At 75.2% G+C, this 12668-nt stretch carries 10 protein-coding genes; 6 read left to right on the forward strand and 4 right to left on the reverse strand.

All coding sequences use genetic code 11. The features are described 5' to 3' along the window. Positions 1-5: 5 nt before the first annotated feature. From ABZ924_RS08990 to ABZ924_RS09000, 3 genes are read right to left on the reverse strand one after another with little or no spacing between them, the layout of a single operon-like run. Positions 6-602 carry a DUF1360 domain-containing protein gene (locus ABZ924_RS08990; protein ID WP_361906089.1) on the reverse strand — a complete coding sequence of 199 codons (597 nt, stop codon included), beginning with the start codon at positions 600-602 and terminating at the stop codon, positions 6-8. Then, positions 599-3676 (reverse strand): FAD-linked oxidase C-terminal domain-containing protein, encoded by a 3078-nt coding sequence (locus ABZ924_RS08995; protein WP_361906091.1) that lies wholly within the window; start codon positions 3674-3676, stop codon positions 599-601. The genes ABZ924_RS08990 and ABZ924_RS08995 overlap by 4 nt, the downstream gene beginning before the upstream one ends. Positions 3677-3678: 2 nt before the next feature. After that, positions 3679-5475, reverse strand: coding sequence for a thiamine pyrophosphate-requiring protein (locus ABZ924_RS09000; protein ID WP_361906093.1), 1797 nt, complete (start codon positions 5473-5475; stop codon positions 3679-3681). 186 nt (positions 5476-5661) lie between these two features. Between ABZ924_RS09000 and ABZ924_RS09005 the strand changes: the two genes are divergently transcribed. Continuing rightward, complete coding sequence (locus tag ABZ924_RS09005; protein WP_361906095.1) at positions 5662-6576, forward strand: oxygenase MpaB family protein; 915 nt, start codon at positions 5662-5664, stop codon at positions 6574-6576. A 75-nt stretch (positions 6577-6651) separates the two neighbouring features. Here ABZ924_RS09005 and ABZ924_RS09010 read toward each other — a convergent pair whose 3' ends face one another. Beyond that, on the reverse strand, positions 6652-7293 hold the full coding sequence (locus ABZ924_RS09010; protein WP_361906097.1) for a class I SAM-dependent methyltransferase: 642 nt from the start codon (positions 7291-7293) through the stop codon (positions 6652-6654). 228 nt (positions 7294-7521) lie between these two features. Between ABZ924_RS09010 and ABZ924_RS09015 the strand changes: the two genes are divergently transcribed. From ABZ924_RS09015 to ABZ924_RS09035, 5 genes are read left to right on the forward strand one after another with little or no spacing between them, the layout of a single operon-like run. After that, a complete protein-coding gene (locus ABZ924_RS09015) occupies positions 7522-8367 on the forward strand; it encodes an MHYT domain-containing protein (RefSeq protein ID WP_361906099.1) in 846 nt (281 codons plus the stop codon). 54 nt (positions 8368-8421) lie between these two features. Continuing rightward, a complete protein-coding gene (locus tag ABZ924_RS09020; protein ID WP_361906101.1) occupies positions 8422-11091 on the forward strand; it encodes an ATP-binding protein in 2670 nt (889 codons plus the stop codon). After that, positions 11091-11537 (forward strand): roadblock/LC7 domain-containing protein, encoded by a 447-nt coding sequence (locus ABZ924_RS09025; RefSeq protein ID WP_361906103.1) that lies wholly within the window; start codon positions 11091-11093, stop codon positions 11535-11537. Before ABZ924_RS09020 ends, ABZ924_RS09025 begins: the two co-directional genes overlap by 1 nt. 25 nt (positions 11538-11562) lie before the next feature. Further along, positions 11563-11943, forward strand: a complete 381-nt coding sequence (locus ABZ924_RS09030) for a DUF742 domain-containing protein (protein WP_361906105.1) — start codon at positions 11563-11565, stop codon at positions 11941-11943. Then, complete coding sequence (locus ABZ924_RS09035; protein ID WP_361906107.1) at positions 11943-12626, forward strand: ATP/GTP-binding protein; 684 nt, start codon at positions 11943-11945, stop codon at positions 12624-12626. The genes ABZ924_RS09030 and ABZ924_RS09035 overlap by 1 nt, the downstream gene beginning before the upstream one ends. Positions 12627-12668: the final 42 nt, after the last annotated feature.

The raw sequence follows: 12668 nt of genomic DNA on the forward strand, positions 1-12668 counted from the left end.
GGCGGTCACGACGTCCCGTCGGCACCGGCACCGGCACTGCCACCGGCACCGGCACCGGCATCTGCCTCGGCACCGTCCTCGGCCGTGTGCTGGGCGGCCTCGCGCGCGTACTGCAGGAAGTCGGAGCCGGCCAGCGCGGTCAGCGTGGCCGCGGCGAGCCGGGTGGCGCGGGGTGCGAAGACCGAGCCGCCGGTCAGCGCGGTCGCGATCCACAGCCCGGTGCAGAACGGGCAGCCGAGCAGCTCGCCCAGCGCCTTGCGGGCGCCGCTCCCGCGGACCTCCTCGTCCAGCTCGGCGGGCGCGGAGGTGCCCCGGAAGCGGGTGAAGGGCATCCGCAGCGGGCTGGTGACCGGGTCCTTGGCGAGGAGTCGGGCCATCTGGTGGGTGGCGACCGCGTGGAGGGCGATGTCGCGGAAGGACGGGTCGGGCAGCCGGCGCCCGGTGGCGCGCGCGGCGCCGGCGAGGGCGAGGACGGTGGCGGCGTAGACGCCCATGGCGCCGGTGTAGGCCGCGAGCGGGCGGTCCTCGCCGGCGGAGTAGCTGCGGGCCTCGTGGTCGAGCCGTTCGCGGACGGTCCTCCAGGCGTGCTGTGCGGTGGTCACGGGTTCCTCCTGACGTCGCGTCGGGCGGCGCGGGCGGCGGTGGCCGCCCCGGCCGCCGTGCCGATCAGCCCGCCCAGGACTCCGGCGGCGACCGCACGGGCGGGCCCGGGCCGCGGCCGGGGCCGCGGGGCGGCCTTCTCGGGGTGGTCGGCGGGCAGCGGTCCGTCCAGGGCGAGGGCGAGCGCCTCGGCCAGGTGAAGGGCCCGCCGCCCGGTGCCGGCCTGCTCGATCTGGGTCCGGCAGCTGAACCCGTCCGCCAGGACGAGGGCGCTCGGGGCGGTGGCGCGGACGGCCGGCAGGACGCCCTGCTCGGCGATGGCCAGCGACAGCTCGTAGTGCCCGCGTTCGAAGCCGAAGTTCCCGGCCAGTCCGCAGCAGCCGGCGTCCAGGACGTCGGCGTCGAGGCCGGCCCGGCGCATCAGTTCACGGTCGGCGCCGAAGCCGAGGACGGCGTGCTGGTGGCAGTGGGTCTGCACGGTCGCCGCCCGGGCGGCCCGCGGCGGCCGCCAGCCGTCGGGGGCGTGGTGGACGAGCTGCTCGGCGAAGGTACGGGTCCGCTCGGCCAGCCGCCGCGCGTCCTCGTCCCCGGCGAGCAGGTCCGGGGCGTCGGAGCGGAACACGGCCGCGCAGGAGGGCTCGAGCACGACGACCGGCGTCCCGGCCTCCAGCCACGGCCGCAGGCCGCGCAGCGTGCGCTGCAGCACGCGGCGGGCGCCGGCCAGCTGCCCGGTGGAGATCCACGTCAGGCCGCAGCAGACCGGCCCCGGCGGCACCGCCACCCGGAAGCCGGCGTCCTCCAGAACGCGCACGGCGGCGCGGGCGATGTGCGGATGGAAGTGGTTGGTGAAGGTGTCCGGCCACAGCAGGACCGTGCGCGGGTCCCGCGGGTCGGGCCCGGCCTGCGCCGGCCCGCGCCACTGCTCCTGGAAGGACGCGGCGGCGAACGGGGGCGCGGGGCGCCGCGGGTCGACGCCGGCCGCCAGCTTCCCCAGCCGGCCGAGGACCGGCGCCTGCAGCACGGCGTTGGCCAGGCCCGGACTCGTACGCCGCGCCAGCCGCGCCCACACCGGCAGCAGGCCGAGGGCGTAGTGCGCGGGCGGACGCAGCCGCCCCTGGTAGTGGTGGGCGAGGAACTCGGCCTTGTATGTGGCCATGTCCACGCCCACCGGGCAGTCGGAGGCGCAGCCCTTGCAGGCCAGGCACAGGTCCAGCGCGTCACGGACCGCAGGGGAGCGCCAGCCGCCGGTGACGGGGGAGTCGCCGTGGCCGTCGATCATCTCGAACAGCAGCCGGGCCCGGCCGCGGGTGGAGTGCTCCTCCTCCAGCGTGGCCCGGTAGGAGGGGCACATCACCCCGCCCTCATGGGTGCGGCAGTTGCCGACGCCGACGCAGCGCTGCACGGCCCGCCCGAAGTCGTGGCCGTCGTCGGCGAACGCGAAGTACGTGGCCCGCTGCGGCGCGGGCCGCCAGTCGGCGCCCAGCCGCAGGTCCTCGTCGACCCGGTGCGGACGGACCACCTTGCCCGGGTTCATCCGGTCGTCCGGGTCGAACAGCGCCTTGACCTCGCCCATCGCCCCGACGAGCGCCGGACCGAACATCCGCGGCAGCAGCTCGCCGCGGGCCTGCCCGTCTCCGTGCTCGCCGGAGAGCGAGCCGCCGTACGAGGCCACCAGGTCGGCCGCCTCGTACAGGAACGACCGGAACGCCTCCACGCCTTCGGCGTCGCGCAGCCCGAACGGGATCCGGGTGTGCACACAGCCCTGGCCGAAGTGCCCGTACAGGGAGGCCTGCTGGTAGCCGTAGCGGCGGAAGAGCCGCTCCAGGTCGCGCAGATAGGCGCCGAGCCGCTCCGGGGCCACCGCCGAGTCCTCCCAGCCCTCCCAGGTCTCGGAGCCGTCGGGGGGCCGGGCGGTGACGCCGAGGCCCGCCTCACGGGCCTTCAGGAACTCCTGTTCCCGGGCCGGGTCGTCGGAGAAGGCCACGGACGGGTCGTCCTGCGCCCGGCCGAGCGCGTGCAGCAGTTCGTACGCCTGCCGGTCCGCCTCCTCCTTCGTCCCGCCGCCGAACTGGACGAGCAGCCAGCTGTCGCCCTCGGGCAGCAGGTCCAGGGAGTCGAGGTGGACCCCCTCCTCGCGCATCAGCTGCGCCATCCGGCCGTCGACGGCCTCCAACTGGGAGGGGCGGCTGTGCTCCAGCAGCTGCGGTACGGCGTCCGCGGCGGCGAAGACGTCGTCGAAGCCCAGGACCAGCAGGGCCTCCGCCTGCGGCACCTCCACCAGCTCCAGTTCCGCCCGCAGCACGGTCACCAGCGTGCCCTCGCTGCCGACCAGGGCCCGGGCGAGGTCGAAGCCGTTCTCCGGGAGCAGGGAGTCCAGGTTGTAGCCGGAGACCCGTCGCGGGATCTTCGGGTACCCGCGCCGGATCTCGGCCAGGTGGCGCGCGGCGATGTCCCGCAGCCCCCGGTACAGCCGCCCGCGCGGGCCGCCCCCGGCCACGATCCGCTCGTACTCCTCGCTGCCGGTGGGCCCGGCGTGGAAGCGGAGCCCGCCGTAGGTGAGGACCTCCAGGCTGCGGACGTTGTCGACCGTCTTGCCGTAGGCCTGGGCGGAGGCCCCGCAGCTGTTGTTGCCGATCATGCCGCCCAGGGAGCAGTGGCTGTGCGTGGCCGGCTTGGGGCCGAACTTCAGCCCGTACGGCGCCAGCTGCCGGTTCAGCTCGTCCAGGACGATGCCCGGCTCGACCACGCAGGTCCGCGCCGCGGGATCCACGGAGACGAGCCGGTTGCAGTACTTGGTCCAGTCGAGGACGACCGCGGTGTTGGTGCACTGCCCGCCGAGGCTGGTACCGCCGCCGCGCGAGAGCAGGGGCGCGCCGAAGCGGGCGCATACGGCGACCGCCTGCGCCCCCGCCTCCACGGTGCGCGGGACGACCACGCCGAGCGGGACCTGCCGGTAGTTCGACGCGTCGGTGGAGTACGCGCCGCGGCTGCCCGCGTCGAAGCGGACCTCCCCGTCCACCTCGGCGCGCAGCGCGCGCTCCAGACCGGTGAGGTCGGTGCCGGAGCCCCGTGCCACGGTCAGCGCTCCTCTCCTGCTCCGCTGCCGGGCAGGAACTCCTGGACCTTCGCCCGGAAGCCCTGGCGGACCACGGCGGCGCGGTCGCTGTCCCCGCGCAGCACGGACGCGGCGGCGGACTTGATCTGGTCCCACGTGGCGTGCGGCGGGATCGGCGGCACGGCCGGGTCCGTACGGAAGTCGATGACGTACGGCCGGTCCGCGTCCAGCGCCCGGCGCCAGGCCGGGGTCACGCCCTCGGCGGTCTCCACCCGCTCGCCGTCCAGGCCGAACAGGGCGGCGACCTCGGCGTACGGCACGTCCGGGATGCTCTGCGAGGGCTCGAACGCCGGGGCGCCCTGCATGGCGCGCATCTCCCAGGTGACCTGGTTGAGGTCCTGGTTGTTCAGCACCGCGACGATCAGCCGGGGATCGGACCACTCGTGGTGGTACTTCGCGGCGGTCAGCAGCTCCGCCAGCCCGTTCATCTGCATCGCGCCGTCACCGACGAGGGCGACTGCCGGCCGGTCGGGGTGGGCGAACTTCGCTCCGATCGCGTACGGCACGCCCGGCCCCATCGTCGCGAGGGTGCCCGACAGGGAGCCGCGCATGCCGTCGCGCATCCGCAGGTGCCGCGCGTACCAGTTCGCGGCCGACCCGGAGTCTGCCGAGATGACCGCGTTCGACGGCAGCAGCTCGTCCAGCGCGTGGACCACGTACTCGGGGTTGACCGGATCGGCCGGCACCTCCGCACGCCGCTGCATGACCTCCCACCAGCGCGCGGTGTTGCTCTCGATCGTCTCGCGCCATGCACCGCCCGTACGCTGCCGGAGCAGCGGGGCGAGGCGACGCAGCGTCTCGGCCGCATCCCCGACGAGGTTCAGCTCGAAGGGGTAGCGCAGCCCGACCATGGCCGGCTCTATGTCGATCTGCACCGCGCGGGCCTGGTCGAACTCCGGCAGGAACTGCGTGTACGGGAAGCTGGATCCGACCACGAGCAGGGTGTCGCAGTCGCGCATCATCTCGTACGACGGCCGGGTGCCGAGCAGCCCGATCGCGCCGGTGACGTACGGCAGGGTGTCGGGCAGCGCGTCCTTGCCGAGCAGCGCCTTCGCGACCCCCGCGCCGAGGAGGTCGGCGACCTGCTCGACCTCGGCGCGGGCGTGCCGGGCGCCCTGCCCGATGAGCATCGCCGGCCGCTCGCCGGCGTTGAGGATCTCCGCCGCCCGCGCGAGGTCCTCGTCGGCCGGGACCGGCGCGTAGCGGCCGACGCCCAGGCTGGAGGGGACCTGCTTGAATGCGTGGGCGGGCGGCTCGTAGTCGAGCTCCTGCACGTCCGCGGGGATGATCAGCGCCGTGGGCGTGCGCTGCGTGGCGGCGATGCGCAGCGCCCGGTCCAGGACGTTGGGCAGCTGCTCGGGCACGGTGACCGTCTCGCAGAACGCGGAGGCGACGTCCTTGTAGAGGGAGGCCAGGTCCACCTCCTGCTGGTAGGAGCCGCCCATGGCGCTCCGGTCGGTCTGCCCGACGATGGCCACCACCGGCACGTGGTCGAGCTTCGCGTCGTACAGGCCGTTCAGCAGGTGGATGGCACCCGGCCCGGAGGTCGCCGCGCAGACCCCGGTGCGTCCGGAGAACTTGGCGTAGCCGACGGCCTGGAAGGCGGACATCTCCTCGTGCCGCGCCTGGATGAAGCGGGGCCGGTCATCGGCCCGCCCCCAGGCCGCGAGGAGACCGTTGATCCCGTCGCCCGGATAGGCGAAGACGTGTTCGACCTCCCATGCGCGCAGTCGCTGCAACAGGTAGTCGGCAACCTTCATCGTCCTGCTCCCTCGTGGTCGGGTCCGCTTCCCTCGTGGTCGGGTGCGCTCGCGTCCGCCCCCGCCACCCGCGTTCCGCCCCCCGCCACCCGCGTCTGCCCGGCGGCCCGCACCCCATGCACGGGGCGGTCCGCCCCGGCTACCGGCACGTAGAGTTGGCCATCCGCCACAGAAAGGGAGCACCCGGTGCAGCGTTACGACCGGCTGAGGGAGATCCTCGGTCTGGATCCGGACAAGGACTTCCTCGCCATCTACCGGCTCACCGCCACGTACGAGTTCCCCTGGGACTTCACCCGCGCCCTCGAGCTCGCACTCTTCCGGACCTATGCCGTCCCCAGCATCGGCCGCCTCCTCGCCGAGACCGCCGAGTTCACCGACCGCGCGCAGAAGCGCTACGACGACACCGCCCTGCTCCTCGACGCCGTCGTCGAGCACGGCTTCGAGCACGAGACCGCGCGCACCGCGATCCGCCGCATCAACCAGATGCACCGCAGCTACGACATCTCCAACGAGGACATGCGCTACGTCCTGTGCACGTTCGTAGTGATCCCGCCGCGCTGGCTGGACGCCTACGGCTGGCGCCCCATGACCCACCACGAGCGCCGCGCCTCCGCGAACTACTACGCCACTCTCGGCCGGCACATGGGCATCAAGGACCTCCCCGGTTCCTACGAGGAGTTCGAGGAGACCCTGAACGCCTACGAAGCCGAGCACTTCGGCTGGGACGAGGGCGGCCGCAAGGTCGCCGACTCCACCCTGGACCTGCTGGCCTCCTGGTACCCGGCGCCGCTCGCCCCCGCCGTGCGCGGCGCGAGCCTGGCCCTGCTGGACGACCCGCTGCTGGACGCGTTCCGCTTCGAGCGCCCCCGCCCGCAGGTCCGGCGCCTGGTCCGCGGCGCCCTGCGGCTGCGCGGCCGTGCGGTGCGGCTGCTGCCCCCGCGCAGGGCCCCGCACTACGCCCGCCAGAACCCGGAGATCAAGGGCTACCGGAACGGCTACGACGTGGGCGAGCTCGGCACCTTCCCCGTGCCCGGCTCCGGGGGATGCCCCGTGCCGCATCCGCGCCGGCCGGCCGGAGCCGGGGCCCAGCCCCCGGCCTGATCCGGAGCACCTCCGCGGGCCCCGGGGGCGGGGCCCTCGTACGAAGGAAGGGCGGACCGGATCCGGGGCGGCGGCTCAGGTGCGGCGCGCGGCGACGGCCAGGAAGCGGGCGTCCTCGTCGGTGTAGCGCAGCAGCTCCCAGCCCGAACCGGCCAGCAGGGGCCCGAGGTTGTGCTCGGCCCGCAGGTCGTCCGGGGTCAACGCGCGGCCGTGGCGGGCCGCCAGCGCCGCCCGCCCGATCGGGTGAAACAGCGCGAGCCGGCCGCCGGGGCGGACGACGCGGGCCAGTTCCCGCAGGTTCGCCGCCGGATCGGGGAGGTGCGCGATGAGCCCCGAGGCGAACACCGCGTCGATCGCCGCGTCGCGCAGCGGCAGCCGGGACACGTCCGCGAGCAGCAGCGCGCCGTCCGCGTCCCGCCCGGCCTGCTGCGCGGCCGTCAGCATCTGCGGGGTCAGGTCCGCGCCGAGCACGGTGCCCGCCGGGCCCACGGCGGCCCGCAGCGCGGGCAGCGCCCGGCCGGTCCCGCAGCCCGCGTCGAGCACGCGGTCGCCGGGGCGCAGCCCGAACTCGGCCACGGCGGTCTCGAACGCGGGCCCGTCGTCCGGGAACTTCTCGTCCCAGCCGGCGGCGCGCTGCCCGAAGAACTCCTGCACGTGACGGGGGTCGTGGTCGTCGCGGGGGATGCGGGGGTCGCGGGGGTCGCGGTCGTCAGTCATGGGCACATGTTCCCCCACCGGTCCGGCGCTGCCCTGCGCGGGCGCGGGCGGCCGGTGCGCACGGCGGGCGCGGGCGGCGGGTGCGCAAGGGTGCGCGGGCGGCCGGTGCGCAAGGTGGTGTGCGGCGTGGTCGAAGACGAACGTATCTCTGTCATATTCCAGCAGTTCCCGTTGGTTTTGAAATGCTCCCCTTGTTCGGCCCCTCACCCGGACTAGCGTCCCGGGGCCATGGGACACCTCGACCACGCGGCGTACGGCTGGCTGACGCCCGTACTGTCATATGTGATGGCATCCATCGGCGCCGCCCTCGGGCTGCGCTGCACCGTCCGCGCGCTCGCCGCGACCGGATCCTCGCGCCGCAACTGGCTCCTCACCGCCGCCTCCGCCATCGGCACCGGCATCTGGACCATGCACTTCGTCGCGATGCTCGGCTTCAACGTCACCGGCACCGAGATCCACTACAACGTGCCGCTGACCGTCCTCAGCCTGCTCGTCGCCATGGTGGTCGTCGGCGCCGGCGTCTTCGCCGTCGGCTACGGCAACCAGCGCCGCCGCTCCCTCGTCCTCGGCGGCCTCACCACCGGCCTGGGCGTCGCCAGCATGCACTACCTCGGCATGGCCGCCCTGCGCCTGCACGGCAGCATCTCGTACGACCCGCTCACGGTCGGACTCTCGGTCGCCATCGCCGTCGTGGCGGCCACGGCCGCGCTGTGGGCCGCGCTCCACATCAAGGCGCCCGCCGCCGTGGCCGTCGCCTCGCTCGTCATGGGCGCGGCCGTCAGCTCCATGCACTACACCGGGATGATGGCCGTCGCCGTCCGAGTGGCGCCCTCGGACCAGGCCCTGCCGGGGGCCACGGCCATGCAGTTCGTCTTCCCGCTCGCCGTCGGGCTCGGCTCGTACCTCTTCCTGACCTCCGCGTTCGTGGCGCTGTCGCCCACGGCCGACGAGCGGGCCGCTTCGGCGTCCGCTTCTGCCGCCTCGGCTGCCGCGGGCTCGGCTCCGGGGGGCTCGGGTTTCGGGGCTTCCGGGGCCTCCGGTGTCTCCGCTTCTGCCGCCTCGCCCGCCCACTGACCGCCGACCGCCCGCAGGACCAGGACCAGGACCAGGACCCGGAACGAGGAGCCCATGCGCACACCCCGCAGACACCCGGACGCAGCGGCACCCCGGCCGCCCGCGCCCTCGGCGCGCGGCCGCCGGGCCCACGCCGGACCGCCCGCCGAGGAGCCCGAGCCGTCGGCCGCGGGTGAGGCCGGTGCGGCAGGTGTGGCGGGTGTGGCGCGTCCCCGTCCGGGGCTGCGGCTCCGCCTGCGTCCCGCGACGGTCCGGGCCAAGATCGTCTCGCTGCTCATGGTCCCGGTGGTCTCCCTGCTCGCCCTCTGGGGCTTCGCCACTGTCAACACCGCCCGGGACATCGCCCGGATCGGCCGCGTCCAGCGGATCGACGAGCAGATCCGCACCCCCGTCGCGGCCGCCGTCACCGAGCTCCAGGCGGAGCGGCGCGCCTCCGTGCGCTACCTGGCCGACCCCGCCGCCGAGCGCGCCGCCGAACTGGACCGCCAGCAGCGCCGCACCGACGAGGCCGTCCGGCGCCTCCGCCTCGGCGACCGGCACACCGTGGCCGAATCCGGCGACCAGCGCACCGAGGTCGTCGTCCGCCTCGGCGCCTTCGTCGCCGCCGCCGAGGGGCTCGGCCCGGCCCGCAAGGACATCGCCGACCGGCGTGCGACCGCGGACGCGGCGTACGAGACGTACACCCGCGTCGTCGACGCCGCCCTCGCCGTCACGGGCTCCCTCTCCGGCGGGGCACGGGCCGAACTCGGCCCCGAGGCACGCGTGCTGCTCGAATTCGCCCGCGCGGGGGAACTCCTGGCCCGGGAGGACGCGTTGATCTCCGTGCCGGGCCAGCGCAGCGCCGAATCGGTTCGGCGCCTGACCGGCCTCGTCGAGACCCGCCGCGCCCTCACCGAGAGCTCCGCCGCCGACCTGCCCGCCGCCCAGCGGGACGCCTGGCAGGCCGTCGCCAAGGGCGCCGCCTACGCCGAACTGACCGGCGCCGAGGACCGGGTGCTGGCCGCCGGAACCGCCAAGGACCCGCGCGGCGCGGCCGCCGGCTGGGACGCCGCGTACACGAGCGTCAGCAGCTCCGTGCGGGAGATCGAGGCGGCCGCGCACGCCGGAGCAGCCGACCGCCGCGACCCCCTCGCGGAAGGCGCGCTCGGCCCTGCCGGAGCCGCGGTGCTGCTGGGACTGGCGGCCGTGGCCGCCTCGCTCGTCATCTCCGTCCGCATCGGCCGCGGACTCGTCGTCGAACTAGTCTCGCTGCGCAACACCGCCCTGGAGATCGCCCACCGCAAGCTCCCGCACGCCATGGACCGGCTGCGCGCCGGCCAGGACCTCGACGTCGACGCCGAGGCCCCGCCCGGGCCCGCCGCCGACGACGAGATCACCCAGGTCGGCGCGGCGCTGGCCACCGTTCACCGGGCCGCGCTGGGCGCCGCCGTCGAACGCGCCGAGCTCGCCAGCGGGGTGAGCGGCGTATTCGTCAACCTGGCGCGGCGCAGCCAGGTCCTCGTGCACAAGCAGCTCACCCTGCTCGACTCCATGGAGCGGCGCGCGGACGACCCCGGCGAGCTCGGCGACCTCTTCCGCCTCGACCACCTCACCACGCGCATGCGGCGGCACGCGGAAAGCCTGATCATCCTGTCGGGTGCCGCCCCGGGGCGGGCCTGGCGGACGCCGGTCCCGCTGACGAACGTGGTCCGGGCCGCCGTGTCCGAGATCGAGGAATATCCGCGCGTGGAGGTCCGGCAGCTCGTGGAGGCCGCCGTCATCGGCGGCGCGGTCGCGGACCTCACCCACCTGCTCGCCGAACTCATCGAGAACGCCACCCAGTTCTCCCCGCCCCACACCAAGGTCCGGGTCAGCGGCGAGCCCGTCGGCGCCGGATACGTCCTGGAGGTCGAGGACCGAGGCCTCGGCATGGGCCGCGACACGCTCGACGAGGCCAACCGGCGCATCGAGCAGTCCGAGGCCCTCGACCTCTTCGACAGCGACCGGCTCGGGCTCTTCGTGGTCAGCCGCCTGGCTGCGCGGCACGGCGTACGGGTGCACCTGCGACCCTCGCCGTACGGGGGCACCACCGCGGTGGTGCTGCTGCCGAACTCCCTGCTCCAGGGCGCGCTCGAGCCCGGATTCGGGCCGGCGGGGCACGCGCCCGCCCCGGAGGGCCCGGCTGCTGCGGCCCGGCCGCGCGGGGCCGGGCCGCAGCCGTCCGCCGTGGCGGCCGTGCCCGCGGTGTCCGGGGTGTCCGCAGGGTCCGCCGTACGGGAGGAGGCGCGCGCGGTCCCGGCCGCGGACCGCGGTCCCGTACGGGAGGAGGCGCGGCCCCCCGCCCCGGTGGCCTCCCTGCGGCCGCGGGGCGGCGCGGGCGGCGCGGCAGCCCGTACGCAGGACCCCGCGGCGGCGCAGGAACCCGTCCCCGCGGCCCCCGCGCCCCGGCCCGCCGCCGTGGCCGTACCGGCACCCACGCAGGGGCCGGCCCGCGTGCCGGCTCCCGCGGGCGCCGGGGACGGGCCCGCCGCCGAACTGCCGCGCCGCGTACGCCAGGCCAGCCTGGTCCCACAGCTGCGCGAGGTCGCGCCCGTGGAGGCCCCCGCCGCGGCGGGCCCGCCCGCGGAGCCGCCGCGGCGCAGCCCGGAGCAGGCCCGGGACCGCATGGCGGCCTACCGGGCCGGCTGGGTCCGCGGCGCCCGGGAGAACTCCGACCACCCAGGCAGCAGCGAAGGAGAAGAGTGATGATCGAGTACCGCAGATCCGGCCCCGGCGGCGGCGTCCGCAGGACCGGCGAACTGGACTGGCTGCTGGACGAGCTGGTGGTCCGCGTCCGCGAGGTCCGCCATGCCGTGGTCCTCTCCAACGACGGGCTCCCGGTGGGCGCGTCGAGCGCGCTAGGTAGGGAGGACGCGGAGCACCTGGCCGCCGTCGCCTCCGGTTTCCACAGTCTGGCCAAGGGCGCGGGTCGGCACTTCCAGGTCGGGGGTGTGCGGCAGACGATGGTGGAGATGGACGAGGGGTTCCTCTTCGTGGCGGCCGCGGGCGACGGCTCCTGTCTGGCCGTGCTCAGTACCGGCGGCGCCGACATCGGGCTGATCGCCTATGAGATGGCCCGGCTGGTGAAGCGGGTCGGGGAGCACCTGTACACGCCGCCCCGGTTCGCGGCCGAGCCGCCGGCCGCGGGCTGAAGGCGGCGGTCCGGTGGTCCGGTCCATGGACGGCCAGTGGTACGACGCCGAAGCGGGCCCGCTCGTCCGCCCGTACGCCATGACCGGCGGGCGTACGAAGCCGGGCCCGCACGGGGTGCGGTTCGACCTGATCGCGCTGGTCGTGGTGGACGCCGGGGGCGCGGACGCGGCGGACGAGGCGCTGCTCGGCCCCGAACACCGGGCCCTGCTCGGCCTGTGCCGGTCCGAGACCCAGTCGGTGGCGGAGCTCGCCGCGGACGCGGACCTGCCGGTGGGGGTGGTGCGGGTGCTGCTGGGGGACCTGCTGGAGGCGGGTCACGTGAGGGTCAGCAGACCGGTGCCGCCCGCCCGGCTGCCGGACGAGCGGATTCTGCGGGAAGTCATCGAGGGATTGCGAGCGCTGTGATGGGACAACGGCATTACGTCGGGGGCTACGAGGACGATGCGGGCTACGCGGGCGACGCGGCCGCCTTGGGCAACGAGGACGACGGAGGCGGTGAACTGGCGGCCCTCGCCCTGAAGATACTGGTGGCGGGCGGCTTCGGCGTCGGCAAGACCACGCTGGTCGGGGCGGTCAGCGAGATCCGGCCGCTGCGGACGGAGGAACTGCTCAGCGAGGCCGGCGAGCTCGTCGACGACACGGGCGGGGTCGCGCAGAAGACGACCACGACCGTGGCCATGGACTTCGGGCGGATCACCATCCGGGCCGGTCTCTCGCTGTACCTGTTCGGGACGCCGGGACAGGACCGGTTCTGGTTCCTGTGGGACGAGTTGGCGCAAGGGGCGCTGGGGGCGGTGGTGCTCGCGGACACGCGGCGATTGGAGGACTGCTTCCCGGCGGTGGACTACTTCGAGCACCGGCGCATCCCGTTCGTGGTGGCCGTCAACTGCTTCACGGACGCGCGCCGCTACGGGGCGCCCGAGGTGTCGCGGGCGCTGGACCTGGAGGCGGGGACTCCGGTGGTGCTGTGCGATGCGCGGGACAAGGATTCCGGGAAGGAAGTCCTGATCAGGCTGGTGGAGTACGCCGGGAGGGTGCACACCGCCCGGCTGCTGGAGTCGGTGGAGCCGCAGGCCGGACCGATGTGAGGCGGGCGGCGGCGGTGTCGCGGGGCGGTGGCGGGGGCCGTG

It is taken from the genome of Streptomyces sp. NPDC046876, from assembly GCF_040645035.1.
In the GTDB taxonomy this organism is placed as follows: Bacteria; Actinomycetota; Actinomycetes; order Streptomycetales; family Streptomycetaceae; genus Streptomyces.

Excerpts from the sequence above, each read along its gene's own strand:
- ABZ924_RS09030 (WP_361906105.1), top strand. The coding sequence starts at position 11,563 with ATGGACGGCCAGTGGTACGACGCCGAAGCGGGCCCGCTCGTCCGCCCG.
- ABZ924_RS09010 (WP_361906097.1), bottom strand. The coding sequence starts at position 7,293 with ATGACTGACGACCGCGACCCCCGCGACCCCCGCATCCCCCGCGACGAC.
- ABZ924_RS09025 (WP_361906103.1), top strand. The coding sequence starts at position 11,091 with ATGATCGAGTACCGCAGATCCGGCCCCGGCGGCGGCGTCCGCAGGACC.
- ABZ924_RS09000 (WP_361906093.1), bottom strand. The coding sequence starts at position 5,475 with ATGAAGGTTGCCGACTACCTGTTGCAGCGACTGCGCGCATGGGAGGTC.
- ABZ924_RS09035 (WP_361906107.1), top strand. The coding sequence starts at position 11,943 with ATGGGACAACGGCATTACGTCGGGGGCTACGAGGACGATGCGGGCTAC.
- ABZ924_RS09020 (WP_361906101.1), top strand. The coding sequence starts at position 8,422 with ATGCGCACACCCCGCAGACACCCGGACGCAGCGGCACCCCGGCCGCCC.
- ABZ924_RS09015 (WP_361906099.1), top strand. The coding sequence starts at position 7,522 with ATGGGACACCTCGACCACGCGGCGTACGGCTGGCTGACGCCCGTACTG.